Genomic DNA, 25,328 nt, shown 5'->3' with positions numbered 1-25,328 from the left:
GGGAGGAGCTCGCTATGTTTGAATCTTTGAAAACGCTGTGGAAAAAAGAGAGTAGCCCGCCGCAGGATTATGACGCACAGTCCCGCCAGCTGGCGGGGGAAATCGCCAGGCTGGAAGGCGAATTACGGGGCGACCCGGGAAATGGCGAAGTACAGAAAGCATTAATGCTGGTTTATAACCGGGCGCTGTCGGTATATGCCAAAAGCCATACGCATCGCCAGGAAATAGATGCGCTTTTTGTGCGCATTGATGAGTTACGTAATGTTATTCGCCGTAATATATAGGAAGTGATAATGACGATAAAAGAACTGCTTATTGAGGCCGATGCGATTCAGGTCGGCGTCACGGAGTCCGACTGGCAGAAGGTGATCCAACTGGCGGCCAGCCCGCTGGTGGCAAAGGGATATATCTCGGCAGATTACGGTCAGGCGGTGATCGATAATACCCTGCATCATGGCGCCTATTACGTTTTTGATGAGGGCATCGCCATCCCGCATGCCAGACCGGAGTGCGGCGTAAAGCGCAACTGCTTTAGCCTTGTTGTGCTGGATAAGCCAATTCAGTTTGCTAATAGCGAGAAGGCGGATATCGTCATTATGTTCGGCGCGCAGGACAGCAATGCCCATATAGAAGAGGGGATTCGTGCGATTGTCGCTCTGCTCGATAATAACGAGACCATGGAGAAGCTGCGGGCCGCCAGCAGCAAGGAGGAGGTCGTTGCGTTGCTATGAACAGATATCTCACACCCGGCTGCAAAACGGTAATTTTAATTAACGGCATTCCCGCCTCGGGTAAAAGCACCGTCACCCGGCAGCTATCGGCAGCGTTTAATCTGCCGCAGCTGGCCATCGACGGTATTAAAGAGCCGTTTATGGCGTGCTTTACCGGGATCGATCGGTCCTTCAACCGGCAGCTGGGCTGCGCCGCGTATGAAGTGATATGGTCGATTGTCGGTCAGTCACCGGCAGGCTGCATCTGGCTCATTGACGCCTGGTTTGGCTTTCAACCGCGCGACATGCTGCAGCAGCTGCTACAACAAGCGGGCGTTGAAAAGGTTCTGGAGGTCTGGAATCACATCCCGCCTGAGCTTGCGGTGGCGCGCTATGCCAGCCGATTACACGATCGTAAGCCGGGGCATCCGGGCGAAGAGTATCTGCCGGAACTGGCTCGGCTGGCGCAGCAGGCGGAACCAATGCGGCTGGGGCCGGTATTGACCGTGGATCAGCAAAAACCGCTGGATATCGAGCGCGTTATTCTTTGGATAGCAGCACAGATTTAGTCAGGCTAAATAACATCATTAGTTTAAAAGCGCCTGCGGGCGCTTTTTTTGTATCGGCATAAAACGATTATGCGATATGATTTATCCTCCTGTCTTTAGATTGGTTTAATTGTTTTTAATAAAGGATAGTTATGAAAAGGAATTTATTGGCGGCAGCAATAAGCTGCGTCTTATTAATGGGGCTTGTTGGATGCGACGATAATAAATTACCCGAAAGCGCTCCTGCTCCTGCAGCAGCTCCGGCTAGTCCATCCGCATCTTCAGGTGCAGATAACAAGGAAGTTAAAAACGCCAGCCCAGACCGCATTATTAGCGAAAAGATGAGCGTATATATTGAGTGTTATAATGATATCGATGAAGATATTTATCGTAGCATTAAATACTATGCTCGCTGGTTAGACGATCTGAAGGTCGGTCCCACCGGAAAAGAAAAGAGTGTTGGTGGTATCACGGATGTTTCCGCAGAGTTTGATAAGTGCCTGGCCAATATGACGCACGTTTCGAGTTTAAAGCCGTCGCTGGATCCTATCGATAATCTCGCTTTACCTTATATTAATTCATCCATTAAGCTGGCAGAAGTCATCAATAAGATGAATAAATATTACGAACAGCAAGATTATAAAGATGATGCTTTCGCTAAAGGCAAAGCGCTGCATACTCAGTTTATTCAGGCATTAGCCGCGTTCAAACCCGCATCAGATGCTTACTCAGAAGCGATTCATGAAATTAATAACCGCCGTCAGGAACAGCAGTTGAAAAAGATTGAGGCCAAAGAAGGCAAGTCTTTTGATTACTATTCGCTATCCATTATGTTGACCAGCAAAAAGGTTAACCAGGCGCTTGAGGCGGATAAATTTGATACCGATGCTGCGATGAAACTCGTCCAGGATCTGGGTGAACAAATTGAGCAATTGAAGTCAAAACAGGGCGAAACCAAAAAAGGTCCCCGGATGCGTGAGATCAGAGCCCCGACGTTTATCGAAGCGGCGGAAAAGTACCTTCTGGATGCCAAAACGCGCGTCCGCCGCGTTCGCGATAACACGCCGCTGACGTCTGGGGAAGCCATGTTGATGGATGGCGCCCCGCAAATGGTGGATGGCTCCTTTGAACATCTCATGGCGAGCTATAACCAGCTCGTAAGATGGTTTAATACATTGAGTGATTAAACTGGCTGAAGAATGATAAAAGCGCCTGTGGGCGCTTTTATCGTAAACCCGCCATCCGCAGCAGCGCCGTCACCACGGCAGCGGCGATAATCACCACGATCAGCGGCATCTTACGCCAGGCAAGAAATACCGCAAAGCCCACGCCCAGCACCCGCGCCATCCCGGCAAAATGTTCACCTTCGTAGAAGGTGGTTGCCAGCGCGACGGAAAAGAGCAGCACCGTTGCCGCATCGGAGAGTAGCGCCTGTGAGCGCTCAGAAAAGGCCAGCCGACTGCCGAGCTTCGCTCCGCCTAAGCGCATTAAGTAAGTGCCCAGCGACAGAATCGCGATACCGGCGATAAATAGCGTCATATTGCCCATTATTTTCTCCTCGTCAGCAGGCCAAACAGCGACAGTAAAACCGGCAGACCAACCGGCGCAAAAGGTACGGCGGCCAGCGACAGAGCTGCTCCGCTGCAGGCGCGGATCAAGGTGGTGCGATTTTTAAATGCCGGAACCACCAGCGCCAGCAGAATGGCCGGAAAGACCGCATCGAGGCCAATGGTTTCCGGAGCCGGGAGCAGTTTGCCGACCCCCGCGCCCAATAGCGCGCCCAATGGCCAGATCAGCGCCACGCCCAGACCGCACAGCCAGTAGGCCGCCCGCCGCTGCTCGGGGGTTTTCTGCGACAGACCAAACACCACGCTTTCATCGTTCATAATATGGCAGCCGAGGAAGCTGGCGGCGCGCTGGCCGACCAGGTCGCGAACCGTCACGCCGAAGGGAATATGACGAGCGTTAACCAGTAAACCGGCCGCCGCCGCCGCCAGGGGATTTCCGCCGCTGGCGACAATGCCGATAAACATAAACTCCGAGGCGCCTGCCAGGACGCTGACCGAAAGCACAAAGGGCACCCAAATCGGGAAACCGTAGGCGATGGCCAGCGAGCCATAGGACATACCGACGATGCCCACTGCGAGGCAGACTAAAACAATTGCTCTGAGGGTGTCGCCTTTAAGACTGGCGAAGTGATGTTTCATACTCTTTAGCCATATCGAACGAATTTCCATTATAATGAACGCAACAGAATCGTATTTCAAGACGAACGAAACGTTCGTTATAAAAAACACGGAGGGCTGGATGACTCAGCCAATTAGCCTGATTGCCAAAAGCCTGGTTCGTGAACGCGCGCGCACCGGTCTTTCCCTTGCTGAAGTTGCGCGACGGGCGGGAATTGCCAAATCAACGTTATCGCAGCTGGAGTCCGGTAACGGTAACCCGAGTCTGGAAACGCTGTGGGCGCTGTGCGTGGCCCTCGATATTCCTTTTGCCCGGCTGCTGGAGCCGCAGGTCAACACCACCCAGGTGATCCGCCGCGGCGAGGGGACGAAAGTGATTGCCGAGCAGGCAAACTATCAGGCGATTTTACTCGCCGCCTGCCCGCCGGGCGCGCGGCGCGATATCTATCTCCTGCTAACCCAGCCGGGGGCTGACCGTATCTCTCACCCTCATCCACCGGGTTCCGTGGAACATATTATTATCACCCAGGGGCGGGCGCGGGTCGGCCTGACGGAGGCGCCGGAAGAGTTGGGAGAGGGGGATTACATCTGCTATCCCGCCGATCGGGAGCACGTTTTCCAGGCGCTGGAACCGGATACCCAGGCGCTATTGGTCGCCGAGCAGAACTAGTCACGGCGGCAGGGTGGACGCCATGCCCGTATTGCGGGACACTAGCCGCATTCTCCCGCGAAGACAGGGAAACTTATGTCGCTGAAAGCCATTGCTAAAGAACTTGGGATCTCGGTTACAACCGTCAGCCGCGCGTTGAACGGCTATGACGACGTGTCGCAGGAGACGCGCGCCCGCGTCGAGGCCGAAGCGCAGCGTCGCGGCTATCGGCCAAACACCTTTGCGCGCCGCCTGAAAATGGGCAAAATCGACGCCGTCGGCCTCGTTTTTCCCGTGCGTCCCGCGCCGTTGAATAACAACGTCTTCCTTGAGATGGTCGGCGAGATTAGCCACGAGCTGGCGCGCTATGAGATCGATTTACTGCTGATAGCCGATGACGAACAGGCCGATAAACACGGTTATATGCGTATGGTGCAGAGTCGTCGTGTTGATGCGCTGATTGTTGCCCATACTCTGGACGATGATCCGCGCCTGATTCAGCTGCTCTCTTCCGGCTTTCCTTTTCTCGCCCTGGGGCGCAGCCGTCTGCCACAGCCCTATGCCTGGTTTGATTTCGATAACCAGGCGGGAACGTACCGCGCAACCCGCCATCTGATTAGCCAGGGGCACCAGCGTATAGCGCTGCTGAGCGAAAATAACAATCAGGCGTTTATTACGCAGCGCCGCAATGGTTACCTGCAAGCCCTGCGCGAAGCGGGGCTGGCGGAAACCTGGCTGCGCAGCGTGTCGCCCACCCGCCGCGGAGGGTTTCAGGCGACGATGGAGCTGCTGCGTCTGCCCGAACCGCCTACGGCGATAGTCACCGATTGCAACACCCACGGCGACGGCGCGGCGATGGCACTTGCCCAGCTCGGGCGTCTTACCGGCTCCGATCGCGTCTCACTGGTGGTTTATGATGGCTTGCCGCAGGACAGCATCATCGAAACTCCGGTGGGCGCGGTGATCCAGTCCACCCGGCAGGGCGTGGGCCGCCAGATAGCCAGCATGGTTCGCCGCTTAATCGCCGGCGACGATCTCGCCTCTCTCCAGGTGCTCTGGCAGCCTGAATTTATCCCCGGCGAAACTGCCTGATTCCCCTCCCGTCAGATTAATTTCCTGAACTCGATCACGGATCCGAAACGTTTTGGTTGGCGTCCGAAACGTTTCGGATCAACAGTAAGCTATTCCTTGTTGTGGAGAAGTCTGATGTCTGATTCGATTTTACGCCTGCAAAGCGCAGCGGCTGATGTGGTGATCAAAACCCGCCCATTCGCCGAAATTATCTACTGGGGGCCGCACTTAAGCCATTTTTCGCCGCAGGATGCCCTGAGCATTGCCCGCCCGGTGGCCAATGGTCGTCTTGATGTGGATTCACCGGTGACCTTAATGGCTGAGCTGGGTCACGGCCTGTTCGGCGCGCCGGGCATCGAAGGCCACCGTCAGGGGCTGGACGCTTCGCCGATGTTCACCACGACCGAGGTGGCGCAGGATGGGCAGAATTTAACCCTCATCAGTGAAGATGCTCAGGCAGGCCTGCGGTTATGCAGTGAAATTCAGCTTGATAACAGCGGCGTGCTGAGCGTTCGCCATGGCTTGACCAACCTGCGTCCGCAGCCGTGGCAGGTAGATCGCCTGGCCGTCACGCTACCGGTCGCCGAGCGCGCCCGCGAAGTCATGGCCTTTCATGGCCGCTGGATCCGCGAATTCCAGCCCCATCGCCTGCTCCTTGAACATGACAGCTTCGTGCTGGAAAACCGTCGCGGACGCACTTCCCATGAACATTTTCCGGCGCTGATTACCGGCAGCCAGGCCTTTAGCGAGATGCAGGGGGAAGTATGGGGCGTGCATCTGGGCTGGAGCGGTAACCATCGCCTGCGGGCGGAAGTGAAAACCGATGGCCGTCGCTACCTGCAGGCGGAAGCGCTCTATCTGGCGGGCGAAATGGCGTTGGCGGAGGGGGAAACCCTGTGGACTCCGCACCTCTACGGTAGCTATTCAGCGCAGGGGCTGAACGGCATGAGCCAGCAGTTCCATCGTTATCTGCGCGAACGGATTATTCGCTTTCCGGGCAACAAACCGCGCCCGGTGCATCTCAATACCTGGGAAGGGATCTATTTCGACCACGACCCGCAGTACATCATGCGCATGGCGGATGAGGCGGCGGAACTGGGCGTTGAGCGCTTTATCATTGATGACGGCTGGTTTAAAGGGCGCAACGACGACTGGGCGGCGCTCGGCGACTGGTATCTTGATGAGCAAAAATATCCGCACGGTCTGACCCCGGTTATCGACCACGTAAAATCGCTGGGCATGGAGTTCGGCATCTGGGTTGAGCCAGAAATGATTAACCCTGACTCCGATTTATACCGCGCGCATCCTGACTGGGTGCTGGCGCTGCCGGGCTATACGCCGCTTCCCGGGCGCCATCAATTTGTGCTGAATCTGAATATCCCGGAAGCCTTTGATTATCTGCTGGAGCGGATGAGCTGGCTGCTGGGCGAGCACGCGGTGGATTATGTGAAGTGGGATATGAACCGCGAACTGGTACAGCCCGGGCATAACGGTAAAGCTGCCGCCGATGCGCAAACCCGCCAGTTCTATCGCCTGCTCGATACGCTGGTGGCTCGCTTCCCGCATATTGAATTTGAGTCCTGCTCCTCCGGCGGCGGGCGAATCGACTACGAAGTGCTGAAGCGCAGCCATCGCTTCTGGGCTTCAGATAATAACGATGCCCTGGAGCGCAACACTATCCAGCGCGGCATGAGCTACTTCTTCCCGCCGGAAGTCATGGGCGCGCATATCGGCAACCGCCACTGTCACGCCACCTTCCGCCAGCACAGCATTGCGTTTCGCGGCCTGACGGCGCTGTTCGGCCATATGGGGCTTGAGCTGGACCCGGTAAGCGCTGACGAACAAGAGCGTGCCGGCTACCGCAAATACGCGGCGTTGCATAAGCAGTGGCGCGATGTGATTCATCACGGCGTGCAGTGGCGTATCGATATGCCGGACGCCACTACGCTGGCGCACGGCGTGGTAAGCGAAGACCGGAGCCAGGCGATTTTCCTCGTCAGCCAGCTGGCGATGCCGGACTACACCCTGATGGCGCCGCTGCGCGTGCCGGGACTGGAAGCGGGAGCGCGCTACCAGGTCACGCTGCTCGACCATCCGAATATTCAGATTACGGGAGAGGGCGGCCACACCATGCGTAAGCTGCCGGAATGGATGACGACGCCGCAGACCGTAAGCGGCGAGTGGTTGCAACTGGCGGGGCTGGCGCTGCCAATCCTTGACCCGGAAAGCGCCATTTTGATTGGCCTGCAACGCGTGTGATGACGACGGGCCGCGCGGCGGCCCTTTTTGAGGAATACACCATGAACCCGACCGTCTGTACCCATAAAAACAACCCCAATTTCTGGATTTTCGGGCTGTTCTTCTTTCTCTACTTTTTCATTATGGCCACCTGCTTTCCGTTTTTGCCGATCTGGTTATCGGATGTCATCGGCCTGAATAAAACCGAGACCGGGATTGTTTTCTCCAGCCTGTCGCTGTTTGCTATCTGTTTTCAGCCGATACTGGGCGTGATCTCCGATAAGCTGGGGCTGAAAAAGCATCTGATGTGGATTGTCACCGTGCTGCTGGTGCTGATCGCGCCCTTTTTCCTCTACGTTTTTGCGCCGTTGCTGAAAACCAATATCTGGCTCGGCGCGCTGAGCGGCGGAGCCTATATTGGCTTTGTGTTCTCCGCCGGCGCCGGGGCGATGGAGGCCTATATCGAACGCGTGAGCCGCAATAGCGGGTTTGAATACGGCAAGGCGCGGACTTTTGGCTGCCTCGGCTGGGCCCTGTGCGCCACCACGGCGGGGATGCTGTTCAGCGTTAACCCGGAGTGGGTGTTCTGGATGGGCTCCGCCGCCGCGCTGGTACTGGTTGTGCTGGTGGCTATCGCTAAACCGCAGGCCAGTCAGAGCGCACAGGTGATGGATTCTTTAGGGGCTAATCGTCCGGCGGTGGATTTAAAAACTGCCGTGAGCATGTTCCGCCAGCGCAAAATGTGGATGTTTATTCTGTACGTCATCGGCGTCGCCTGCGTTTATGACGTCTTCGATCAGCAGTTTGCCACCTTCTTTAAATCCTTTTTTGCCACCCCTGAATCGGGCACCCGCGCTTTTGGTTTTGCGACCACCGCCGGGGAAATATGCAACGCGATTATTATGTTCAGCTCGCCGTGGATTATTAACCGCATCGGGGCGAAAAATACGTTACTGATTGCCGGAATGGTGATGGCGGCAAGGATGATCGGTTCATCGTTTGCCACGACGGCTGCGGAAGTGGTGGCGCTGAAAATGCTCCACGCGCTGGAAGTGCCGTTCCTGCTGGTAGGGGCCTTTAAATATATCACCGGCGTATTTGACGTCCGCCTGTCGGCGACGATTTATCTGGTTGGCTTCCAGTTTTCCAAACAGGTGGCGGCGATCTTCCTCTCCGCTTTTGCTGGCAACATGTATGACCGCATCGGCTTCCAGGACACCTATATGATCCTCGGCGGAATTGCCCTGGCCGTTACGCTAATATCCGCCTTTACCTTATCGGGTAAGGCAAAGCCGGAAAAGATTAGCGATAGCGCTATGACGGTTTAGCCAACGGAGCAATTAGTCACCGTGACAGGAGCGGTTTGTATGATGGATATGAAAGAAAGAATGAACAGCGGCGAGCTCTATATTGATTCAGGATATGGCTTACCGCAGCAGCGGCTGATGGGGAAGGCGCGAGCCTATGAGTACAACCACTCCCATCCGTTTAACCAGGAATTAAGAAACGACATTATTCAGCGGATGTTTGCCCGCGTGGGTAAAGAATGCTGGATAGAACCACCGATTAATTTTGCCTACGGAACTCACATCTCCATTGGCGATAATTTTTACGCTAACTTTAATCTGACGCTGGTTGATGATGCTGAGATCACCATTGGTAATAACGTGATGTTTGCGCCAAATGTGACGATTTCAACCGCCGGCCACCCGATCCATCCGGATCTGCGCCACACCCAGCAGCAGTTCTCTTTGCCGGTGGTTATTGAAGACGGCGTCTGGCTGGGCACCGGGGTGATTATCAATCCTGGCGTCACTATCGGAAAAAACTCGGTCATTGGCGCCGGGAGCGTGGTGAACCGTTCCATACCGGCAAATGTTGTCGCCGCAGGCGTCCCTTGTCGGGTATTAAGAGACATTACCGATGAGGATAAAAATAAATATCAGCTGTTCGCAGGCTGAACTTCAATAATAAAATAGAAAATCTTCCTGATATAAAAAATAAAAATATATACGGGTGAGTTTATGACTCACCTGGCCCTCTTTTACCTCCGGAAAATAAAAATGAATAAAACAGCATTATCGATAGCCATAGGTTTGTCTTTGATAACCGGTTCAGCGGTAGCGAAAGATAATCATCTGACGCTGGAACAAAGGATGGAGCTGCTTGAAGCGCGGCTTGCCGCCGCTGAAAGCCGGGCGGCGGTGGCCGAAGGCCAGGTGCGGGATTTACAGGCGAAGCAGAATTCCGCTATACAGGCGGCGCAAACCAGCGTAGCGGTTAAAAGCATGGCCCCGACCGCTGAGAGTAAAAAAAATATTTCAGTTCCTGAGCTGAAATTATCCGGCTATGGCGATCTGAAAATCTACGGCGATGTCGAATTCAATATGGATGCGGAAAGCAAACATGGCTTGCTGGCCATGACCAATGCCGACGTTGGCAGCGATACAACCTATGATAAGTGGGATTTAAATGGCCGCATTCTGCTCGGTTTTGACGGTATCCGTAAAATGGAAAACGGCTATTTTGCCGGGTTCTCTATCCAGCCGCTAGCGGACATGACCGGTTCGATGAACCTTGATGATGCGGTTTTCTTCTTTGGTCAGGAGAACGACTGGAAGGTGAAAGTGGGGCGTTTTGAGGCGTACGATATGTTCCCGTTAAATCAGGATACCTTCGTTGAGCACTCAGGAAATACCGCTAACGACCTGTACAGTGACGGTCATGGCTATATCTATATGATGAAAGAGGGACGCGGTCGTTCTGACGCAGGCGGTAACTTCTTACTGAGTAAACAGTTAGATAACTGGTATTTTGAGCTTAATACACTGTTGGAAGACGGTACTTCGTTGTATAACGACGGCGGTTATCACGGTCGCGACATGGAGCAGAAAAAGAACGTGGCGTACCTGCGTCCGGTGGTGTCCTGGGCAAAGGATGAATTTTCCGTTGCGGCGGCCGTGGAAGCGAACGTGGTACAGAATGCCTACGGCTATAAAAATACGCAGGGTCACTTCGTCGATCAGTCTGACCGCACCGGCTATGGCCTGACCATGACCTGGAACGGCCTGAAGAGCGACCCGGCGGACGGTGTGGTAGTAAACCTGAATACCGCTTATATGGATGCCAATAACGAGAAGGATTTCACCTCCGGGGTGAACGCGCTATGGCGGCGCTTTGAGCTGGGATATATCTACGCGCATAATAAAATCAGCGATTATGCCGGCGTGATTTGCGAGAACGACTGCTGGATTAAGGACCAGGGCACTTACAATATTCATACTTTGCACGCGTCGTATCAAATTCCGAACGTCATGAACATGCAGAACTTTAATATTTATCTCGGCGCTTATTACTCCTTTCTCGACAGCGACGACAAGCTGAGTCAGGGGGATGATGACGATCGCTACGGCGCGCGGGTGCGCTTTAAGTATTTCTTCTGATAATTATCGTTATAGCCAGAGTACATTCTATTAAATTGCACATTACTTTAATGAACAGTAGCCGCTATATATAATTAAGCCAGCACTTCTAATGCCTTATCCTGAGTGAAGATGTCATCTGACACTCTGTCGTTTACTCGGCAAAAAGGATGAGGCGCCTTCATGCGTTCAATACCTTTCAGCTAAATCCCACACGACCACCAGCAATATTTTTTTGACATAATATATTATTCTTTTACGCTGATTTATGCTTTTGTATAGGCCGGTCTTTAAGCTATGTAAGGAATAATAAAATTGCGAAGGCTAAACGTCATTCCATGTAACGCGACAACATGTGAACTGGCTTACATTTTCGATTTAGCTCACAATTTATAGTGAGCTCCAGGAGTCAGAAGGTGTATTCAATTACCATGGCATCGATTAAAGACGTAGCAAAAAGAGCTGGGGTCTCGACGGCAACCGTATCACGAGTCCTGAATAATCATCCCAGCGTGGTCGCGGAAACGCGTAAGGCGGTGCGGGAGGCGATGGATTATCTTTGCTATGTTCCCAGCAAAAGTTCGTTTCAACTTAGCGGTAAATGTTCCGGACTGATTGGTGTGGTTGTGCCTAATCTGGTCAATCCTCACTTCTGTGAACTGTTGGCGACAGTGGAAGAAGAGGCCCGGTACATCGGTAAATCGGTGATCGTCAAAACGCACCAGAATCAACCGCAACAAGATAAGCATATTATTCATACCCTAGTGGGGATGGGCATTGACAGTTTGCTATGGGTGCCGACAGAAGCAGAAGCCGGTCTTTCAGAATGGTTAACTATTACCCGAATCCCGGTTGTCGTCGTTACGCAGGTGTCCCGGTTCTTTAATTCTGTATCGATTAATCAGGATCGCGGGGCTGAAAGTATTGCGGAGCATTTCATACACACCGGACATGTTGCATTTGGTTTTGTTGCCCAGGAAGGCGTTGATAACCGCAAGGTATCGTCGTACAGCAAAAAAATAGCGAGTCATGGTTTAAAGCTTGCCAAAGATAATTCGTTCTGGATAACAAAAGGTGAGGGTGAGAAGGTCTCAGGTCATATAAGCATTCTTGATGATATTATTGAGAAACTCAGCGAGCCGAAGCGAACCTGTACATGTCTGTTAGTTTATAACGATATTGCGGCAAACTATCTTATCGATGGGCTAGAAGCAAAAGGCATCGCCGTTCCAGAAGATATTGCGATTGCCAGTTTTGATAATACCTTGCTGGCGCAAACAAAAAGAATTACCAGCGTTGCGCAGCCGGTAAGTGAAATCGCTCATCTCGCTTTCCAGATGGTGAAATATCAACAGCAGCCGGACAGTATTGAAATGCACGAAATTGTCTCTCGGTTAATTATTCGTGAGAGCAGCGTAAAAATTAATATTACTACCCTGTAAAAGATTTATGTTTAGCAATGGCGCGACGACTGGCGCCATGGGTCCCTTTTAATAAAAAAATAGGTATATTTATGTCTGCTACCGCAATGGAAAGGCCGAGCGCTTATGAAAAGCTGGGGCTGAGGGAGAAGATCGGCTACGGCATGGGTGACGCCGGATCAGGAATGATATGGAGCGTGCTGGCACTGTATCTGACCTGGTTTTATACCGACGTGTATGGCTTAAGTGCCGGAGTTGTGGGGACCTTATTCCTGGTTATCCGTATCTTTGACGCTTTTAGCGATCCGCTGATGGGGGCCATCTGCGACCGCACCGTGACCCGTTGGGGTAAGTTCCGCCCATGGTTATTATGGATGGCGTTTCCGTTTGGGCTGGGTGCGGTGCTGATGTTCACTACGCCAGAACTAAGCATGAATGGCAAGATTATCTATGCCTGGGTCACCTATTTAATGATGTCGCTGATTTATACCGCGATCAATATTCCCTATTGCTCGGTTGGCGGCGTGATTACTCTCAATCAGAAAGAGCGTATGGGCTGCCTGTCATGGCGTTTTTTCCTTAACGGACTGGCAACGTTAATTATCTCCTCATCTATTTTGCCGTTAACGGACTGGCTGGGTAATGGCGACCGCGCCTCCGGTTTCCAGCTGACGATGATGATTATGGGCGGTGCGGCAACCCTGATGTTCCTCTTCTGCTTTTCCAGCATAAAAGAGCGCGTGGTGTCGGTTAAGGAAAACGAGTCATTAAAGAAAGACCTGCGGGATATTATCAAGAACGATCAGTGGCTATTGATGATCTCTATAACCTTTCTAAATGTTTTCCCGGCCTTCATCCGCGGCGGCGTCACCATTTATTATGCTACCTATGTGATGAAGGCCTCTGTCGGATTTATCACATTGTTTATGGCGCTGGGTGTGGCCTGTAATATGCTGGGCAGCGTGCTTGCCAAACCGCTGACCGATCGCTTTGATAAACTCGCGCTGTTCCGCATTATTAATATTATTCTCGGTGTTCTGTCATTTGCGCTGTGGTTTATCGAACCGCAATCCCTGACCCCGCTGATGGCGTTATTCATCATTATTAACGTTCTGCATTTAATTCAGTCAGGCCCGATTCTGTGGGCGATGATGTCCGACGTTGATGACTACGGTGACTGGAAGTTCGGCAAGCGCCTGACCGGTATCTCCTTCGCGGGTAACCTTTTTATGCTGAAAATGGGTTTGGCGGTGGCCGGCGCTATCGTCGCGTGGATTCTGGCGTTTACCGGCTATGTCGCTAATGAGCCGCAGCAAAATGCGCAGACCATTCAGGGCATCATCATGATGTTCTCACTACTGCCGATGGTGAGCTATTTCATCAGCGCGTATCTGGTGCGCTACTTCAAGCTGAATAACGCGTTCCTTGAAAAAATCAAAGCCGATCTTGCAAAACGTGAACTGGAAAAAGGACGCGATTAATCGCCAGCGGATCAGGCTATCCGTATTATTTATCATTAAATATCAGTGTTAATCAAAACAGTTTTTTTAATTAATTTTCTGTTCATAGCAGAGGAGGTTCTTCATGACGCATAATAATTATTATGACGTGACGCAGTGGCATATCGGTAATCCGTATAAGGATATCGGCGAAGTTATCAACAGTATTATTCTCGATATTAAAAATCGGCAAACCGCAACCGACATGAATAATGGTGGAAAACCCGGCGCCGCTATCTATATCCCGCCCGGCGATTATCATCTGACGACTCAGGTTTTGATTGATATCAGTTATTTAAAAATAATGGGCGCCGGACACGGGTTTGTCTCTTCAAGTATTCGCTTTAATACGCCGGCTGACGAGTGGGCGAATTTGCATGATATATGGCCGGGTGGTAGCCGTATCCTGGTCGATCTTTGCCCGCAGCCCGGTGATGAAGAACACGCTGGCGCTGCATTTTACGTGAAACGCAGCGGAGCACCGCGAATAAGTTCAGTGGCGTTTGAAAACTTCTGTATTGATGGCTTGCATTTTATTGATGATGGGCTGGGAAACAACGATCCGGAAAATAGCTATATTAACGGCAAAACCGGGATTTATATCGCCAGCGCTCAGGATGCTTTCCGGATTACCGGCATGGGATTTATCTATCTTGAGCATGGTCTCACGACGTACAATAGTGATGCTATGGCGATCCATAATAACTTTATCGCCGAATGCGGCAACTGCATCGAGCTTCGGGGCGCTGGACAGGCTTCTAAAATAACCGATAACCTGATTGGCGCAGGCTATAAAGGCTATTCGATTTATGCCCAAAACTTTGGTGGGTTATTAATTTCTGGCAATAATATCTTTCCGCGTGGCGCCAGCAGCGTTCATTTATCTGGCGTTGTTCGTTCTACCGTGACCGGTAATCGGTTGCACTCATTTTATCCAGGGATGTTGGTACTGGAGAATAACAGTGCGGAGAATCTCATCGCGGCCAATCATTTTTTCCGCGATCGTGAACCCTGGCCGCCGATGCAGACCTATGACAACGGCCTGGATGATGCCTATGGTCTGCTGCATATCAATGGTAGTCATAATTCGTTGATTGCCAATCATATTTCCGAAACGATTGATATCCAGTATCTCAAGCCGCTGGGAATAAAACCGGTCATCATCCGGCTGGTTTCCGGGAAAGGGAATTATATTGCGAATAACCATATCGTGGCGACCACGGAGACGTCAGCGGCGCAGGCGCAGCCCTCCGAAGAGGATGCCTGCTTTGCGGCGCAGGTCAGCGCTTTGCTGACGACGGCCAGGTTAAAGGAGCTTGATGCGGTTGCCGTGCAGGTAGAAAAAGAATCCGCGCAAAACACGATACTGGATAGCGGAAGCGACGATCGGGTGCTGATGGACAGGGCGGTAAACGCCTTCAGGGCCACGCCCGTTCCCGGAACGATGTAACGCTCTTCGATCTGAAGCGGTGGCCCCGCTAAATGCAGCGGGGCCGTCATGGATTTAATCGAGATAAAACACCTCTTTGAGCTCTGCGCTCACCGGACTGTTGTCCGGATTGGCTGGCATGACATCGCGCATATACTGCCACCAGCGCTGACACACCTCGGTCCCGGCGACGGCGTTCCAGCGCGCTTCGGATTCAATCTCCACCGTGGCGAACAGCAGATGGCGCTCTTTATCGAGATAAATCGCGTAATGGTGCGCGCCGTGGGCTTTCAGCACCGCTTCCAGCTCCGGCCAGATGGGATTATGGCGGCGCTGATACTCTTCATGCGCGTCCGGGTTTACCTGCATCACGAAAGCTTTGCGGATCATAATGCCTCCAGATACAGTTCGCGGACTTCGTCGCGGCTGGCGGTGCGCGGGTTGCACGGCGCGCACGGGTCGGCCAGCGCTTTGTCCAGCCAGCCTTCGATATCGGCTTTGCTAACGCCAAGCTGACTAAAGCCTTGCGGGATGCCGACGCGTTTACTCAGCGCGCGGATGGCGTTGATGGCCTCCATGCTGGCTACCTCATCGCTCATGCCGCGGGTATCGACGCCCATCGCCTGCGCGACGCGAGCGAAACGGGCAACCGCGTTCGGGCGATTAAAGTTTTCGATGATCGGCAGCAGGATGGCGTTGCACACGCCGTGCGGAAGATTGTGGGTAGCGCCCGGCTGATGAGCCAGCGCATGCACCAGGCCAAGACCGGCGCTGTTAAACGCCATGCCCGCCAGATACTGGCCAAACGCCATTTGCTCGCGGGCTTCAAGATTGTGCCCGTCGTCCACGGCTTGCGGCAGCCATTGGTTGATCAGGCGAATCGCTTCCAGGGCATTGGCATCGGTCAGCGGGTGCGCGCCAACGGAAACAAAAGCTTCAATGGCGTGGGTCAGCGCGTCCATGCCGGTGGCGGCGGTAATGGACGGCGGGATATCCAGCATCACGCTGGCGTCATCGACGGCAATATCGGGAATGATATTGGGGTCGATGATCACCTCTTTCACCTGACGTTCGGCGTCGATAATGACCGCATTGCTGGTCATCTCCGCGGCTGTTCCTGCTGTGGTGTTGATTGCTACCAGCGGCACCCCGGCGTTTTTCACTTTGCCGACGCCGGAGTAGGCGGTCGATGGCCCCGGGTTGGCGGTGAGGATTTTCACCGCTTTAGCGGTATCGATCGGGCTGCCGCCGCCGAAGGCGATAAGGTAATCACACCCGGCCTCGCGATATGCCGCGTAGCCTTTTTGCACCAGCGCTTCCGTTGGGTTAGGGAACACCTCATCAAACAGATGATAAGACATTTGCTGTTCATCCAGGGCGGTAAACAGGCTGTCGAGCAGACCCATCTTGACCAGATGACCGTCGGTGACGATCAGCGCTTTACCCCACCCTTTACCTGCCACCAGCTTAACCATATCACCGATTGCGCCCGCGCCGTGGAGGCTGATTTTGGGTAGTGCCAACATAAAACTCATGATAATTCTCCTTAATGTTGATTTGGGTAATCCGTTTCCCTTCACCCGCCCCCGCGTCGCGGCTGGCGCCTTACCCGGGCTACAGGTTCACTGGCGTCTGCAGGCCGGTAGCCTGGACAGGTGCGTAGCACCGCCTCCGGGATTTAGGGTGAAGGGGAAATTAAATTCGTCTTCGTTGCATCATCCGCCGGGTAATAATCGGCAGCGAAATAACCACAATCAGCATCGCGCCGATGATGATCGACATCACGATGCCCGGCACGTTGAGCAGGCTCAGGCCAAACGTCACCAGCCCCATCAGGAAAGCGGCGATAATCACCCCCACCATGCTGCCGGAACCGCCGAGAATATTGACGCCGCCGAGTACCGCCATCGTCACGACCGCCAGCTCCCAGCCCATCGCCAGCGTCGGGCGGGTACTGCCGAGCCTTGAGGTCAGTAGAACCGCCGCCAGGCCGGCCATCAGCCCGACCAGCGCGAACAGCACTAGGTTGTGACGCTTGACGTTGATCCCGGAGAACCAGGCTCCGGTCGGGTTATTGCCGATGGCGTAGGTCCGGCGGCCAAAGTTGGTTTTATGCAGTAGGAAGGTAAAGGCGGCAGCAAGAAGGATAAACAGCGCAAACTCAAAAGAGAGCGCGCCCCACACGTAGCCCTGGCCAAACCAGGCGAAGCTGTCCGGGTAGTGATTGAGCGCCTTGTCGCCCAGCAGAATGTAGGTTATCCCGCGATACAGGCTCATGGTGCCGATGGTGATCACGATCGACGACAGGTTAAAGCGCGTCACCAGGATACCGTTGAACAGGCCGCACAGCAGCCCCACGCCCAGCCCGACGGCCACCAGCAGCGGCGTATCCATACCCGCTGCCGCGCAGAAGCCCATCGCCGTTGAGCTCAGCGCCATCGTCGAGGCTACCGAAAGGTCGATCTCTCTGGCGATAATCAGCATCGCCATCGGCAGCACGATGATCGCTTTTTCGGTGAAGTTAAACGTGGCGTCCGACAGATTCCAGATATTAAGGAACCAGGGGGATGCCAGGGCGTTAACCATAAATACCGCCAGGGTTACCGCCAGCAGAAACCCTTCCCAGCACAGCAAGCGGCGCAGCGGCGACGGCGCGGCCGGGACGCTTTTCATCTCTTCAGACATCATCATTTTGCTCATGATTTCACCGCCTGTTTCTGTCGGGCTAATGCCGCGTCGCGCAGGATTAACCGTCCGTGGCCTTTATTGCCTCGTTCGTTAAGCAGCACCGCAATGACGATCACCGCGCCGGAAATGGCCATTTGCCAGAACGGCGAAATACCGATCACCGGTAGCGCGTTATTAATCACTCCAAGGAACAGCGCCCCGCACAGGCAGCCGAGCACGCGACCGGTTCCGCCCATGGTGCTGATGCCGCCGATGACGCAGGCGGCGACCACCTGCAGTTCAAAACCGTTGGCGACATCGACATAGGCGACAGCGAAACGTGAGATCCACAAATAGCCGCAGAACCCGGCCAGCGCGCCGGAGAGGCAGAAGCTGACAAACTGCATCTTCCCGGCGTTAATCCCGGTGTAGTACGCCGCCGTCGCGTTGCCGCCCGCGGTGTACAAGGCCCGGCCGGTGCGGCTGTAGCGCAGGAAATAGCCTACCAGCAGCAGCGCGGCGATGGCGCACCAGCTCAGCAGCGGCATTCCCAGCAGCGAGGCGCGCGGCAGGCCGAGAAAATCGGCGCTCATCTGGTGCGAGTTAACCCAGCTACCCTCGGAAAGCAGAAAGATAATCCCGCGATAAATACTCATGGTGCCCAGCGTGACCACGATGGCCGGAATACCCAGCCGCCAGACCAGCAGGCCGTTAATCATCCCCATCAGCAGACCAAGCAGGGTTGCCAGCGCCAGCAGCGCCGTCACCGGGATACCCGGATAGTGGGCGTTGAGCAGAGCGACGATCATTCCGGTCAGCGCCAGATTGGCGGCCATCGACAGATCGATGCCTTTGGTGAGCAGCACCATCATCTGCCCGAGGGCGAGGATGATCAGAATGGCGGTGTCGTTAAACATCTCCACCAGATTGCCCGGCGAAATGAACGACGGCGCCCGGCTGCCGATAGCGCCGATCATCAAAATGATCACCGCCGCCAGCAGCGCTTCGCGGTGTTTAAGCAGCTGTTTGCCCATTACGCTGCCTCCTGATTCACGCCGCTGGCGGCGCTGACGATGGTTTCCGCCGTCGCTTCACCGGCGCGATACTCGGCCACCATCAGCCCCTCGTGCATCACGATAATCCGGTCGGCCATACCCATTACTTCCGGCAGCTCCGAAGAGACCATAATGACCGCCAACCCCTGGCTGACCAGTTCGGACATAAACTGGTGCACCGCCGCTTTGGAACCGATATCGATGCCTTTGGTCGGTTCGTCGAGGATAATCACCTCGGGATGGGTCGCCAGCCATTTGCCGATCACCACTTTTTGCTGATTGCCGCCGGAAAGGGTTTCCACCGCCTGCCGCCAGCTAAAGGCTTTGACCTGTAAGCGCGAAGCGTACTCATCCGCCAGCCGCCATTCGCGGGCGTCGTTCAGTACGCCGTTGGGGTTGAGTTTGCTGAGCTGCGGCAGGCTGATGTTCTGGGCGATCGGCAGGGCGATAATCGCCCCTTGCTTCTGCCGCTCTTCCGGCACGCAGACGATACCAGCGTTGATGGCGTCGGCCGGCTGGCGAAAGCGCATCGCTTTGCCCTTCAGTACGATGTTGCCGGAGGAGGGGGTCGAGACCCCGGAGAGCGCCTGCATCAGCTCGGTGCGCCCGGCACCCACCAGGCCGTAAAAGCCAAGAATCTCCCCTTTGCGCAGGCTGAAATTGATATGGGCAAACTCGGTGGGGTGACAGAGGTCTTGCACCTCCAGCACCGTTTCCCCTGGGGTACAGTCAACTTTCGGGTAGGTTTGGGTAATCGCGCGGCCCACCATCATCGCCACCATCCGCTCTTCGGTGATGTCGTTTATCGCTCCGGAGCTGACGTAAACGCCGTCGCGCAGAATGGTGTAGTAGTCCGCCAGCTCGAAAATCTCATCAAACTTATGCGAGATAAAAAGAATCGCTTTGCCGTCCTGCTTCAGGCGCTCAACGATTTGATAAAACTCCAGAATTTCATGCTGTGAGAGCGCGGCGGTCGGCTCATCGAGGATCACCACCTGGGCTTCAAAGGAGAGCGCCCGGGCGATGGCCACCATATGGCGCTGGGCGATGCTGAGGGTTTTCAACGTCGCGCGCGGGTCAATCTGCACCTCCAGGCGGGTGAGAATCTCGCTGGCTTTGCGGTACATGGCGGGCCAGTCGAGCCTCTTCAGCAGGCCGCGATGCAGATACTGGCCGACGAAAATATTTTCAGTGACCGACAGCTCGTCGAACAGCACGGTTTCCTGATGAATGGCGGTGATCCCGACCTTGTGCGCTGACTCCGGGGTCGGCAGCTGGATAGGGATCGCTTTATAGAGAATCTCGCCCTCTTCGGGCTGATAAATACCGGTCATCACTTTGACCAGCGTGGATTTGCCCGCGCCGTTTTCGCCGATTAAGGCGGTGACTTTGCCGGGCCAGAGATCGAGCTGTACGTTCTCAAGTGCGCGCACACCGGGGAAAACCTTGGTGATGCCCTTAAGCGACAGCAGTGGGGTGGATGCTGACATGATAGTTCTCCGTAAAATCACCCTAACCCTCTCCCCAAAGGGGCGAGGGAACCGCTCAGGGCTCTCTGCCAACATTGCGCAGAGGGCCTGGCTTTCTCACTCTCCCTTCGGGAGCGGGCCGGGGTGAGGAAGCAGGGTTAGAAAATCTTCGAGAACTTATCGATATTGCTCGCATCGTAGACGAACGGTTCGGCCATCGCGCCGCTACCGTCGGCGTCGAGCTTCACTTTGCCCAGCTTGCCCATATTGGCTTCGGTTTTGGTCGCCGTGCCTTTAACTAAATCGTCGGCCAGATACGTGGCGGCATAGCCAAGGTCGATCGGATTCCAGATAGCAAAGCTTTTGCTGGCGCCGGACTTAATCGCCCCCGCCATTTCCGATGGCAACCCCAGGCCAGTCACGTAGACCTTGCCGATTTTGCCCTGATCTTTCACCGCCTGCGCGGCGGCAACGATCCCCACCGACGAAGGCGAAACAATTACTTTCAGGTCAGGATATGACTTCAGCAGGCCCACCGCTTCGCGGTAGCTTTTATCCGACAGATCGTCACCGTAGGCGACGGTCACCAGATTGACGGACGGATACTGCGGCAGCACCTTTTTCATCTCCTCAATCCAGATGTTCTGGTTGGTGGAGGTTGGGGTAGCGCTTAAAATCGCCACCTCGCCTTTTTCCACGTTCAGCGCCTTCAGCGCATCGGCGGCGAGCTTAACGTTGGTTTCGCCAATCAAGGCGTTATTGGACGGATTAAGATGGATCTGGCGTCCCGCCGGCGCGACGCCGGAGTCCCAGGAGACCACCTTAATGCCGCGCTGCATCGCTTTCTTCAGCACCGGCACCACGGCATCGGGATCGTTAGCGGAAATGGCGATCGCATCCACCCCTTGGGCGATCAAACCATTCAGCACTTCGATCTGTGCTTCGGCGGTGGTGGTGGTCGGGCCGGTATAGATCACTTTGACATCGCCTAACTCTTTGGCCGCTTCCTGCGCGCCGACGTTCGCTGCTTCGAAGAATCCATTTCCCAATGATTTCGCCACGAGGGCGATTTTGACTTCGGCTAAAGCGGAACCGGACAACGCCAGGATGGCGACGGTGAGGATCAAGCTTGTCTTTGTTTTCATTGCTTTTACTCCACAAGAGTCAGTTTGGTAGGGTTTGCAGGTGATGTTTCGCCCCGTCTCGGTGAGCGGGGCGCGATGTTGTTATTGATAAAGGTCTAACGCGGACTGCATCGGTTGAACGTTGAAGCGTTTGCCAAGAGCGACCAGCTCTTCGCGGGTGATGGTTTGTTTCATCCCGCCCATTGAATAGACTTTCACCAGCACCTCAGCGGATTTCTCGGCGGTATCGATCAGGCCGAAGGTTTCATCCAGATTGGGGCCGCTGCCGAAAACGCCGTGGAACGGCCACAGCACCAGCGAGTGTTTCTGCATCGCCTCAGCGGTGGCCTTGCCGATTTCGTCGGTGCCCGGCACCATCCACGGCAGAATGCCGACGCCGTCCGGGAAGACCACCAGGCATTCGGTGCTGCCTTCCCAGAGCTTACGGGTGAACAGATCGCTGTTGTTCTCCAGCACGTAGGTCAGGGCAATCAGGTTAGTGGCGTGGCAGTGCATGATCACCCGGTCTTTGCCGTTGGTCAGGCGGATGCGCTCGCTGTGCGACAGGAAGTGCGCCGGTAGCTCGGATGTCGGTACCGCATCGTTGGTCAGACCCCAAAGAATATGGTATCCCGCGCCGTCGCTGTCGACTTTCACCACGCCGAGGTTAGCCGCCGGGTCGAGCTGGACGTTACGGAAGAATTTACCGGAACCGGTGACGATAAACGGCTGGTTGGCCAGCGTTGGCATCGGCTGGCTCAGGGCGATATAGCGCGGTTTAGCGTGGAAATCCGCCGCGTAGGGTTCAATATCCGCTTCGTCGAGGCGCAGCGTCAGGTTGCCGCCGTTGCGCTCGTCCCAGCCTTTCAGCCAGGCGTCGGAAGTGGCTTTAATCATGCCCTGGACGAACCAGGCGTCGATAATGGTCTGCATAGTCTTGTCTTTCCTGTTGATTCGGCGCGGGGTTGGCCCCTCGCCCTGAATATGTGTGAGCCCCCGGATTGCGCCGTAAATGGCTTATCCGGGCTACCGGTTCGTAGCCCGGCTGCGTCCGGGGAAGTCCAGGCATTACCCGCGCTGGCTCAGAACCGCATTTTCATAAGCGCGTACGTTATCCAGCCACTGGCTGCCTGCCGGCGTATCGTGACGCTGACAGTACATTTCCCAGATGGCCTGCCACGGCAGGCACTTCTGCTCTTCCAGCAGCGCCAGACGGGCGGTGTAATCGCCGTCGAGCTCCAGCTGACGCAGCTGCTCGGTTGGTTCCAGCAGAGCGCGCAGCAGCGCTTTCTTCATATTGCGGGTACCAATCACCCACGCCGCGATGCGGTTGATCGAGGCGTCGAAGAAATCGAGACCGATATGCACGCGGTCGAACAGATCGTGGCGGATGATTTCGCTGGCGATGGCCTGGGTTTCATCATCCAGCAGCACCACGTGGTCGCTGTCCCAGCGTACCGGACGGCTTACGTGCAGCAGCAGACGCGGGATATAGAGCATGGCGGCGGAAATCTTATCGGAGATGACCTCCGTCGGATGGAAGTGGCCAGCATCCAGGCACAGGGCAGTCTGGCGGCTGGTGGCGTAGCCCATATAGAACTCATTGGAACCGACGGTGTAGCTTTCCGCGCCGATACCGAACAGTTTGCTCTCTACGGCGTCAATATGGTGCGCCGGGTCCAGCTTCTCGCTGATCACTTCATCAAGCGCGTTCAGCAGGCGCTGGCGCGGCGCGAAGCGGTCAACGGTAATATCCTTCATGCCGTCCGGGATCCAGATATTCATCACCGACGGCGTGCCCAGCTGTTCGCCGAAGTAAGCGGAAATGCGGCGGCTGGCCTTGCAGTGATCGATCCAGAACTGGCGGATTTCATCGTTGGCGTGCGACAGCGTAAAGCCGTCAGCGCTCAGCGGATGCGAGAAGCAGGAGGGGTTAAAATCCAGCCCCAGCTTGTTGGCTTTCGCCCACTCAACCCAGTTTTTAAAGTGCTCTGGCTTAATTTCATTACGCGCTACCGGCGCGTCGGATTCCAGATAGAGGGCGTGCAGGTTCAGGCGTTTTGGCCCGGGGATCAGGCTCAACGCCTGCTCAAGGTCGGCGCGCAGCTCGCTGGCGTTACGCGCTTTCCCCGGGTAGTTGCCGGTGGCCTGAATACCGCCGGTCAGGCTTCCTTCCGGGTTTTCGAAACCGACGACGTCGTCGCCTTGCCAGCAGTGCATGGAAACGGGCAGGCGGTCCAGCTGGCGCAAGGCCTCCTCGACATCCACGCCGACGCTGGCGTAGCGCTGTTTGGCAATTTCCCAGGCTTGTTCAAGTTGAGTGGTCATGCGCAAAGCTCCTTGGTCTGTTGTGGCTGAAACTGCGCGCTAAAGCGGGCAATTTCACTTTCATGATTGGGGGTAAAGGTGGTGAGGGCGTAGTTTTGCCGCACGACCTGACGGTATTCATCGACGTTGTGCAGCTCGTCCAGGGTCATCAGCTGAATGCCGATATTGCCCAGGGTGGAGGCCTCAACCGGGCCAGCGACCACGGTGATACCGCAGGCGTCGGCGCAAAGCTGATTGAGCAGTTCGTTCTGGCAGCCGCCGCCGACAATATGCAGCTGGCTGAACGGCTGACCGCGCAGCGCCGCCAGTTCGTTAAGCACCCGAGCGTAGAGCAGCGCCAGGCTGTCGAAAATGCAGCGGGCCAGCTCGGCGTCGCCGGCAGGAACCGGCTGCCCGGATTCGCGGCAGGCGGCCTGGATTTCCGCGCTCATGTTGTCCGGGTTGATAAAGCGGTCATCGTTACAGTCGATAACGCAGCGGCAGGCCGGAAGCGCAGCGGTGCGTGCGATCAGCGCCGGCAGGTCGCTGACGTTTTGCTCCTTGAGCACCCGCTGCAGCAGCCAAAGACCCATAATATTTTTCAGTACCCGATAGCGGCCTTCGGCCCCGCCTTCGTTGGTGATATTGGCCTTTAGCGCCGCATCGCTGGTGCAGGGGGTTTTGCTTTCAAAGCCCATCAGCGACCAGGTGCCGGAAGAGAGATACGCGGCGTTTTTGCTGGCCAGCGGCGAGGCGATAACCGCGCTGGCGGTATCGTGACTGGCGACGGCGACCACCGGGATGTTATTGCCCTGCGGACATATCCAGTGGCCGATAACGTTGCCGGGGTGCGTCGGCGTACCGAACCATTCGCGCGGCGCGCCGCTCCAGTTCAGCAGCTCTTCATCCCAGTTATCGCTGTTAATGTTGACCAGCTGCGTGGTGGTGGCGTTGGTGTACTCCCAGTTCATGTTGCCGGTCAGGCGGAAGCTAAAGTAGTCCGGGATCAGCAGCGCATGCGCGGCCTGGCTGACCAGTTCCGGCTGTTGTTCAACCAGCGCGCGGAGCTGGTAAAGGGTGTTAAACGGCAGAAACTGAATGCCGCTGCGGCGGTAGATCTCCGCCCGGCCCAGCTGCTCTTCGGCATGGCGCATCAGCCCCTGGGTACGAGAATCGCGATAGGAAACTGGCAGGCCGACGCGCTGGCCCGCTTTATCCAGCAGGACATAATCCACGCCCCAGGTATCGATGCCGATGCTGTCGATCAGGATGCCCTGTTCGCAGACCTTCTCCAGACCGTGGCGAATTTCCCCTTCCAGGCTATCGAGATCCCAGCAGTCGAAACCATCTACCTTCTGCAGGCTATTGGTAAAACGGTGAATTTCATGCAGCGCCAGCGTTTGCTGCCCGGGTTGATAACCGGCGAGCATCACCCGCCCGCTGGAGGCGCCTAAATCAACGGCGACACAATGACGAAAACTCATGGGAAGATCCTTGTGAAAATCATTGCATGCAGTCTAAAAAAGTCGCCTC

The 25,328-nt window shown here is 55.2% G+C and carries 24 protein-coding genes; 13 read left to right on the top strand and 11 right to left on the bottom strand.

Annotation, left to right across the window (positions count from 1 at the left end):
• Positions 1-14: 14 nt before the first annotated feature.
• The 4 genes from IAE27_RS23230 (at position 15) to IAE27_RS23215 (ending at position 2,445) form a co-directional block, all read left to right on the top strand.
• Positions 15-284, top strand: coding sequence for a hypothetical protein (locus IAE27_RS23230; RefSeq protein ID WP_024274856.1), 270 nt, complete (start codon positions 15-17; stop codon positions 282-284).
• Positions 285-293: 9 nt separating this feature from the next.
• Positions 294-731, top strand: coding sequence for a PTS sugar transporter subunit IIA (locus tag IAE27_RS23225; RefSeq protein ID WP_108704358.1), 438 nt, complete (start codon positions 294-296; stop codon positions 729-731).
• The gene (locus tag IAE27_RS23220; RefSeq protein WP_016809581.1) at positions 728-1,279 is read left to right on the top strand and encodes an AAA family ATPase; all 552 of its coding nucleotides are present in this window, start codon (positions 728-730) and stop codon (positions 1,277-1,279) included. The genes IAE27_RS23225 and IAE27_RS23220 overlap by 4 nt, the downstream gene beginning before the upstream one ends.
• Positions 1,280-1,410: 131 nt before the next feature.
• A complete protein-coding gene (locus IAE27_RS23215; protein WP_004116813.1) occupies positions 1,411-2,445 on the top strand; it encodes a YiiG family protein in 1,035 nt (344 codons plus the stop codon).
• 37 nt (positions 2,446-2,482) lie between these two features.
• Here the strand turns inward: IAE27_RS23215 and IAE27_RS23210 are convergent, their stop codons facing one another.
• Complete coding sequence (locus tag IAE27_RS23210; RefSeq protein ID WP_004107443.1) at positions 2,483-2,806, bottom strand: AzlD domain-containing protein; 324 nt, start codon at positions 2,804-2,806, stop codon at positions 2,483-2,485.
• Positions 2,806-3,465: an AzlC family ABC transporter permease gene (locus IAE27_RS23205; RefSeq protein ID WP_016809579.1), complete on the bottom strand. Its 660-nt coding sequence runs from the start codon at positions 3,463-3,465 to the stop codon at positions 2,806-2,808. Before IAE27_RS23205 ends, IAE27_RS23210 begins: the two co-directional genes overlap by 1 nt.
• A gap of 100 nt (positions 3,466-3,565) precedes the next feature.
• On the opposite strand from IAE27_RS23205, the gene IAE27_RS23200 reads away from it, so the two are divergent.
• The 9 genes from IAE27_RS23200 (at position 3,566) to IAE27_RS23160 (ending at position 15,194) form a co-directional block, all read left to right on the top strand.
• A complete protein-coding gene (locus IAE27_RS23200; RefSeq protein WP_004107447.1) occupies positions 3,566-4,114 on the top strand; it encodes a helix-turn-helix domain-containing protein in 549 nt (182 codons plus the stop codon).
• A 75-nt stretch (positions 4,115-4,189) separates the two neighbouring features.
• A complete protein-coding gene (locus tag IAE27_RS23195) occupies positions 4,190-5,185 on the top strand; it encodes a substrate-binding domain-containing protein (RefSeq protein ID WP_004107449.1) in 996 nt (331 codons plus the stop codon).
• Positions 5,186-5,299: 114 nt separating this feature from the next.
• A complete protein-coding gene (locus IAE27_RS23190) occupies positions 5,300-7,423 on the top strand; it encodes an alpha-galactosidase (RefSeq protein ID WP_064344070.1) in 2,124 nt (707 codons plus the stop codon).
• Positions 7,424-7,464: 41 nt separating this feature from the next.
• The gene (locus tag IAE27_RS23185) at positions 7,465-8,730 is read left to right on the top strand and encodes an MFS transporter (protein WP_024274858.1); all 1,266 of its coding nucleotides are present in this window, start codon (positions 7,465-7,467) and stop codon (positions 8,728-8,730) included.
• A 39-nt stretch (positions 8,731-8,769) separates the two neighbouring features.
• Positions 8,770-9,363 carry a DapH/DapD/GlmU-related protein gene (locus IAE27_RS23180; protein WP_004107456.1) on the top strand — a complete coding sequence of 198 codons (594 nt, stop codon included), beginning with the start codon at positions 8,770-8,772 and terminating at the stop codon, positions 9,361-9,363.
• Between the two features lie 102 nt (positions 9,364-9,465).
• Positions 9,466-10,845, top strand: a complete 1,380-nt coding sequence (locus IAE27_RS23175) for a carbohydrate porin (RefSeq protein ID WP_070555341.1) — start codon at positions 9,466-9,468, stop codon at positions 10,843-10,845.
• 410 nt (positions 10,846-11,255) lie between these two features.
• Positions 11,256-12,266 carry a LacI family DNA-binding transcriptional regulator gene (locus tag IAE27_RS23170; RefSeq protein ID WP_004107460.1) on the top strand — a complete coding sequence of 337 codons (1,011 nt, stop codon included), beginning with the start codon at positions 11,256-11,258 and terminating at the stop codon, positions 12,264-12,266.
• A gap of 71 nt (positions 12,267-12,337) precedes the next feature.
• Entirely contained in the window at positions 12,338-13,726 is a 1,389-nt protein-coding gene (locus tag IAE27_RS23165) for a glycoside-pentoside-hexuronide (GPH):cation symporter (protein ID WP_108704354.1), read from the top strand.
• A 103-nt stretch (positions 13,727-13,829) separates the two neighbouring features.
• Positions 13,830-15,194: a NosD domain-containing protein gene (locus IAE27_RS23160; protein ID WP_004116819.1), complete on the top strand. Its 1,365-nt coding sequence runs from the start codon at positions 13,830-13,832 to the stop codon at positions 15,192-15,194.
• A gap of 54 nt (positions 15,195-15,248) precedes the next feature.
• On the opposite strand, the gene rhaM is transcribed toward IAE27_RS23160, so the two are convergent.
• From rhaM to rhaB, 9 genes are all read right to left on the bottom strand, one after another.
• Positions 15,249-15,563, bottom strand: a complete 315-nt coding sequence (gene rhaM, locus IAE27_RS23155) for an L-rhamnose mutarotase (RefSeq protein WP_004116822.1) — start codon at positions 15,561-15,563, stop codon at positions 15,249-15,251.
• Positions 15,560-16,708 carry a lactaldehyde reductase gene (gene fucO, locus IAE27_RS23150; protein WP_049591431.1) on the bottom strand — a complete coding sequence of 383 codons (1,149 nt, stop codon included), beginning with the start codon at positions 16,706-16,708 and terminating at the stop codon, positions 15,560-15,562. Before fucO ends, rhaM begins: the two co-directional genes overlap by 4 nt.
• Before the next feature lie 160 nt (positions 16,709-16,868).
• A complete protein-coding gene (locus IAE27_RS23145; protein ID WP_049128776.1) occupies positions 16,869-17,873 on the bottom strand; it encodes an ABC transporter permease in 1,005 nt (334 codons plus the stop codon).
• Complete coding sequence (locus tag IAE27_RS23140) at positions 17,870-18,874, bottom strand: ABC transporter permease (protein ID WP_115240104.1); 1,005 nt, start codon at positions 18,872-18,874, stop codon at positions 17,870-17,872. The genes IAE27_RS23145 and IAE27_RS23140 overlap by 4 nt, the downstream gene beginning before the upstream one ends.
• Entirely contained in the window at positions 18,874-20,385 is a 1,512-nt protein-coding gene (locus IAE27_RS23135) for a sugar ABC transporter ATP-binding protein (protein ID WP_016809651.1), read from the bottom strand. The genes IAE27_RS23140 and IAE27_RS23135 overlap by 1 nt, the downstream gene beginning before the upstream one ends.
• 137 nt (positions 20,386-20,522) lie before the next feature.
• Positions 20,523-21,509 carry a rhamnose ABC transporter substrate-binding protein gene (gene rhaS, locus IAE27_RS23130; protein WP_049128778.1) on the bottom strand — a complete coding sequence of 329 codons (987 nt, stop codon included), beginning with the start codon at positions 21,507-21,509 and terminating at the stop codon, positions 20,523-20,525.
• An 81-nt stretch (positions 21,510-21,590) separates the two neighbouring features.
• Positions 21,591-22,421 carry a rhamnulose-1-phosphate aldolase gene (gene rhaD, locus IAE27_RS23125; protein ID WP_004116843.1) on the bottom strand — a complete coding sequence of 277 codons (831 nt, stop codon included), beginning with the start codon at positions 22,419-22,421 and terminating at the stop codon, positions 21,591-21,593.
• Between the two features lie 135 nt (positions 22,422-22,556).
• Complete coding sequence (rhaA, locus tag IAE27_RS23120) at positions 22,557-23,816, bottom strand: L-rhamnose isomerase (protein ID WP_004107479.1); 1,260 nt, start codon at positions 23,814-23,816, stop codon at positions 22,557-22,559.
• Positions 23,813-25,279 carry a rhamnulokinase gene (gene rhaB / locus IAE27_RS23115; protein WP_200092882.1) on the bottom strand — a complete coding sequence of 489 codons (1,467 nt, stop codon included), beginning with the start codon at positions 25,277-25,279 and terminating at the stop codon, positions 23,813-23,815. The genes rhaA and rhaB overlap by 4 nt, the downstream gene beginning before the upstream one ends.
• Positions 25,280-25,328 lie beyond the last annotated feature (49 nt).

The organism is Klebsiella sp. S69 (assembly GCF_016516145.1).
Lineage (GTDB): Bacteria > Pseudomonadota > Gammaproteobacteria > Enterobacterales > Enterobacteriaceae > Klebsiella > Klebsiella oxytoca.
This window is presented reverse-complemented; position numbering and strand designations above follow the sequence as displayed.

Bases quoted from the DNA above. Each gene is read 5' to 3' on its own strand.
- IAE27_RS23230 (WP_024274856.1), top strand. From the start codon at position 15: ATGTTTGAATCTTTGAAAACGCTGTGGAAAAAAGAGAGTAGCCCGCCG.
- IAE27_RS23225 (WP_108704358.1), top strand. From the start codon at position 294: ATGACGATAAAAGAACTGCTTATTGAGGCCGATGCGATTCAGGTCGGC.
- IAE27_RS23220 (WP_016809581.1), top strand. From the start codon at position 728: ATGAACAGATATCTCACACCCGGCTGCAAAACGGTAATTTTAATTAAC.
- IAE27_RS23215 (WP_004116813.1), top strand. From the start codon at position 1,411: ATGAAAAGGAATTTATTGGCGGCAGCAATAAGCTGCGTCTTATTAATG.
- IAE27_RS23210 (WP_004107443.1), bottom strand. From the start codon at position 2,806: ATGGGCAATATGACGCTATTTATCGCCGGTATCGCGATTCTGTCGCTG.
- IAE27_RS23205 (WP_016809579.1), bottom strand. From the start codon at position 3,465: ATGAAACATCACTTCGCCAGTCTTAAAGGCGACACCCTCAGAGCAATT.
- IAE27_RS23200 (WP_004107447.1), top strand. From the start codon at position 3,566: ATGACTCAGCCAATTAGCCTGATTGCCAAAAGCCTGGTTCGTGAACGC.
- IAE27_RS23195 (WP_004107449.1), top strand. From the start codon at position 4,190: ATGTCGCTGAAAGCCATTGCTAAAGAACTTGGGATCTCGGTTACAACC.
- IAE27_RS23190 (WP_064344070.1), top strand. From the start codon at position 5,300: ATGTCTGATTCGATTTTACGCCTGCAAAGCGCAGCGGCTGATGTGGTG.
- IAE27_RS23185 (WP_024274858.1), top strand. From the start codon at position 7,465: ATGAACCCGACCGTCTGTACCCATAAAAACAACCCCAATTTCTGGATT.
- IAE27_RS23180 (WP_004107456.1), top strand. From the start codon at position 8,770: ATGATGGATATGAAAGAAAGAATGAACAGCGGCGAGCTCTATATTGAT.
- IAE27_RS23175 (WP_070555341.1), top strand. From the start codon at position 9,466: ATGAATAAAACAGCATTATCGATAGCCATAGGTTTGTCTTTGATAACC.
- IAE27_RS23170 (WP_004107460.1), top strand. From the start codon at position 11,256: ATGGCATCGATTAAAGACGTAGCAAAAAGAGCTGGGGTCTCGACGGCA.
- IAE27_RS23165 (WP_108704354.1), top strand. From the start codon at position 12,338: ATGTCTGCTACCGCAATGGAAAGGCCGAGCGCTTATGAAAAGCTGGGG.
- IAE27_RS23160 (WP_004116819.1), top strand. From the start codon at position 13,830: ATGACGCATAATAATTATTATGACGTGACGCAGTGGCATATCGGTAAT.
- rhaM (WP_004116822.1), bottom strand. From the start codon at position 15,563: ATGATCCGCAAAGCTTTCGTGATGCAGGTAAACCCGGACGCGCATGAA.
- fucO (WP_049591431.1), bottom strand. From the start codon at position 16,708: ATGAGTTTTATGTTGGCACTACCCAAAATCAGCCTCCACGGCGCGGGC.
- IAE27_RS23145 (WP_049128776.1), bottom strand. From the start codon at position 17,873: ATGAGCAAAATGATGATGTCTGAAGAGATGAAAAGCGTCCCGGCCGCG.
- IAE27_RS23140 (WP_115240104.1), bottom strand. From the start codon at position 18,874: ATGGGCAAACAGCTGCTTAAACACCGCGAAGCGCTGCTGGCGGCGGTG.
- IAE27_RS23135 (WP_016809651.1), bottom strand. From the start codon at position 20,385: ATGTCAGCATCCACCCCACTGCTGTCGCTTAAGGGCATCACCAAGGTT.
- rhaS (WP_049128778.1), bottom strand. From the start codon at position 21,509: ATGAAAACAAAGACAAGCTTGATCCTCACCGTCGCCATCCTGGCGTTG.
- rhaD (WP_004116843.1), bottom strand. From the start codon at position 22,421: ATGCAGACCATTATCGACGCCTGGTTCGTCCAGGGCATGATTAAAGCC.
- rhaA (WP_004107479.1), bottom strand. From the start codon at position 23,816: ATGACCACTCAACTTGAACAAGCCTGGGAAATTGCCAAACAGCGCTAC.
- rhaB (WP_200092882.1), bottom strand. From the start codon at position 25,279: ATGAGTTTTCGTCATTGTGTCGCCGTTGATTTAGGCGCCTCCAGCGGG.